Source organism: bacterium (assembly GCA_016873475.1).
GTDB lineage: Bacteria > Krumholzibacteriota > Krumholzibacteriia > JACNKJ01 > JACNKJ01 > VGXI01.
In genome coordinates this window covers 1-3,472 of the sequence record VGXI01000277.1, presented here as the reverse complement: position 1 = coordinate 3,472, position 3,472 = coordinate 1, and the positions used below count along the sequence as shown (strand labels likewise).

Below are 3,472 nucleotides of genomic sequence, written 5' to 3'. Positions count from 1 at the left end.
CCCCAGTATTCCCGAGCGGGGGCAGGTCGACGAGCCTGTAGATGCCCCGGCTCACCTGCTCGATGACTCCCCGGTCTCTCAGCGCGTAGAGCATGTAACGCGACATACCCAGGCCGATGGCCTCGTTCATGCGGAGTCGGCCACCGTTTTCGCGAAAGAGATCCTCGGGTCGCTTGGCCATCGTGATCCAGACGTTTTGTTAGCACTTGTCAACATGTGAGATCATTATGTCTCGCCGCACAGGACAAAGCAAGACATGTTTCGCGCGGCGCCGCTGTATTGTGTTAACTAATTGCCTTACAATCAATTGTGCCTCAATTGCGCACGCCTGCGGCCGATTCCGCAGCCGGCTGACTTCCCTATTTGCTCTCCGGCTCAGCGCCGGCCCGGGAGCTTCCAGCGCCTAGGCGCGGCCGCAGGTTGCGCGGCGTGGTCGATGCGGCGCAGCGTTCCGTCGGGATCCAGCAGGCAGTAGCCGTGCCAGCTCTCCGGCAGGCCGAGGTAGCGCGTGCCAAGCTTCTCGTGCTCGTGCCAGCGATGGTGGTGGCCGAAAACCCACAGGCGCGGGCGCAGGCGGGCGGCGATGCGCTCGAAACCGGGCATGCCGGGCGGGCCCAGGTGCTCGAAGCCCACGGTGCCGGGCACGCCGATGCCGCAGGGACAGTCGTGGCTGACCACCAGGTCGACGGCGCCGGCGGGGAAGGCCAGGCAGGCGTCGATGTCGCGCTCCGTGATCTCGCAGCCGCGCGGCGTGGTCATGGCGTCCATGTAGCGGGCGCCGCCCAGGCACAGCGCCCGCCAGGGGCCGAGTGGCTGCACGGTGGCGCGCGGCAGGTGCGTCAGGACGTCGGCGTAATCGGCGACCAGCGAGGCGAAGGCGCGAAAATCCTCGTGGTTGCCCTCGATGAAGCTGACCGGCGCCGGGAACCGCAGGCCCTGACGGCGGAAGTGGCGCCGCAGGTCGTCGCCGAACAGGCCGAGGTCGCCGGCCACGACCACGGCGCAGGGCAGGACGCCGGCCACCTCGCGCGCGTGCTCGATCTGGGCGGCGATGACGCCGAAGCGCGTGTGCACGTCGCCGAGCAGCAGCAGAGGACCGGTGGCGGCGGCGTTCATCGTGACTACGCCCCCGCGAAATCGTGGTCGACGGCCGCCTGCAGCGCCTTGACGTGCCCGAGGACGCGCTTGAGTTCGGCCTGCTCGGCGGGCGCCAGGGTGGCGGGCTCGAGGCGGTTGTCCGGTTCGACCTGCGCCAGCACCTGCGCGGCCTGGTGCCGCAGGCGCAGGTCCTGCAGGAAGCGGAACGCCGCGATCGTGGTCTCGGCGGTGGCCGGCTTGAGGGCGCCGGCGGCGACCAGAGCCTCCAGCCGCGCCACGGTGCCCACCTCGCGGACACCATGCTGGAGCGCGCGCAGCCGCGCGATGTCCACGATCTGCGCCAGGACGCCCTTGACGTCGAAGGTCGCGCGCCGGCCGTCGAGCGTCTCGAGCACGAAGGAGCCGAAGGGCGACAGCGGCGGCTCGCAGGTCAGGATGCTGCGCGCCAGCAGGTGGCAGAAGCGGGGCTGAACGGCGATGTCGCCGTGCAGGTGTTCGCGCAGGTCGCGCGCCAGGCGCAGCGCCGCCTCGCCGTGCGCCAGGGCGCGGAAATCGAAGAAGACCTTGGCGTGCAGGAGATCCTCGGCCTCCAGCGTGTGGATCCAGCGCGAGAACGTCGCGCGCCAGGCCTCCGGCCCGTGGCAGCAGCCCGGCTCGCCGGCCATGATGCCGCCACGGCAGCGCTCGTAGCCGGCGCCCGCGAGGATCTCCGCCACGCGCGCGCCCAGGCGCAGACAGTAGTCGGCCAGGCCCGGCGCGTCGTCGTGGATGATCGCGTGATCCTGGTCGGTCAGCAGGCTCACCTCGCCGCGGCCGACGCTGCCCATCAGCAGGAACTCCCAGGTCCCGGGCGCGGGGCCCAGCTCGGCCTCGGCCAGGGCGAGGCTGCGGCGCGTCACGGCCTCGGCCTGGTTGGACAGCAGCCGCATCACCTCGCCGGCCGGCGTTCCATGGGTGAGCATGAGCGCGGCCATCAGCGACCGGCGCCGGTTGGCCGCTCCCAGTTCCCCGGCCGAGCCGGCGTCGGCCGGCTCGACGTCGCGGGCCGCCGCGGCGCGCGCGGCCACGGCCATGAATCCGGCCTGGCCCTGGACCTCGATGCGCGAGAGCGAGAGGTTCACGCGCAGCGTCGCGCCGTCGGCGCGGCGCAGCTCCGCCTCGTAGGGCGCGGGCGCCGGCGCGCCCGCCGCGACGTCCTGCCAGATTCGGCGCCCGGCCGCGCGTTCGGCGGCCGTGGGCAGGACGACGTCGCCCACGTCAAGTCCCGCGAAGGCGGCCTCGTCGTAGCCGAGCTGGCGCAGCAGGCTCGGGTTGCCGAAGAGGCGCTCGCCCTCGATCGCCATGAGGATCGACTCGCCGGCCGACTCGACCAGCGTGCGGTGCTTCTCCTCGGACAGGTGCAGCGCCGCCGCCAGTTGCTGGCGCGCGCGCTCGGCCTGGAACCCCGCGCGCAGCAGGACCACCAGCAGTCCCGCGACCGCCAGCAGGATCGCCAGCGAGACGGTCTGCAGGCGCTCGACCAGGGCCGCGCGCTCGGCCGCCACGTCCTCGAGGTAGACGCCGGTGCCGATGATCCAGCCCCACGGCGCGAAGCCCTTGACGTAGGAGAGCTTCGGCACGATGCGGCGGCTGTCGTCCTTCCACTGCCAGCGGTAGCTGACGTAGCCGGCGCCCTGGTCGGCGACCACGCGGGCCATCTCGACGAACAGGCGCTTGCCGCGCGGGTCGGCGAATTCGCGCAGGTCGCTGCCCTCGAGGTCGGGGCGGTAGGGATGGACGATCATCCGCGGGTGCTCGTCGATGATCCAGAAATAGTCCTTGCTGCCCTGGCCGTAGTGCAGGCCGCGCACCTGGGAGACGGCGGCGGCCTGGGCCTCGGCGCGGGTCAGCGCGCCGACCTCTTCGTCGGCGTGGCAGCGGGCCAGGATGTTCCAGGCCGATTCGGTCAATTCGCGGATCATCAGGCGTTTCTGATCCATGATGACCCGGTCGAAGGCGGGCAGGATGTAGACGAAAACCACCCCCGTGAACAGGGCGATCGCCAGCAGGGCCCCCAGGACGGTCCTGAGGACCAGACGCTTCATCGGGGCCCCCGGAAGGTGGTGCGCCCGCAGCTTAGCCCGGCGCGGGGGGCGGGGACAAGGGTTGTTAATCCCCCAACGATAGACTAGGTTTGCCGCGGCGCCGCCCCGCGGCCCGTTTGCCGGCACGACCGTCGTCGCAACCGCCCCGGAGGATCCCATGCTCCACGAACCCGCCCGGGATTCGGGACCCGATCCCGCGAGCCCGTACAAGACCCGCCTCGGCCTGTGGATGTTCCTGGTCTACTGCCTGCTCTACGCCGGCTTCGTGCTGGTGAACGTCGCCACCGAGG

General features: G+C 71.3%; 3 protein-coding genes. All 3 read right to left on the bottom strand.

The window, feature by feature from the left end; all coding sequences use genetic code 11:
* A partial coding sequence (locus tag FJ251_14620) for a type IV toxin-antitoxin system AbiEi family antitoxin domain-containing protein (protein ID MBM4118937.1) occupies positions 1 to 181 on the bottom strand: 181 nt, incomplete at its 3' end.
* A gap of 194 nt (positions 182 to 375) precedes the next feature.
* On the bottom strand, positions 376 to 1,116 hold the full coding sequence (locus FJ251_14615; GenBank protein MBM4118936.1) for a hypothetical protein: 741 nt from the start codon (positions 1,114 to 1,116) through the stop codon (positions 376 to 378).
* A 5-nt stretch (positions 1,117 to 1,121) separates the two neighbouring features.
* Positions 1,122 to 3,341: a PAS domain S-box protein gene (locus FJ251_14610; GenBank protein ID MBM4118935.1), complete on the bottom strand. Its 2,220-nt coding sequence runs from the start codon at positions 3,339 to 3,341 to the stop codon at positions 1,122 to 1,124.
* Positions 3,342 to 3,472 lie beyond the last annotated feature (131 nt).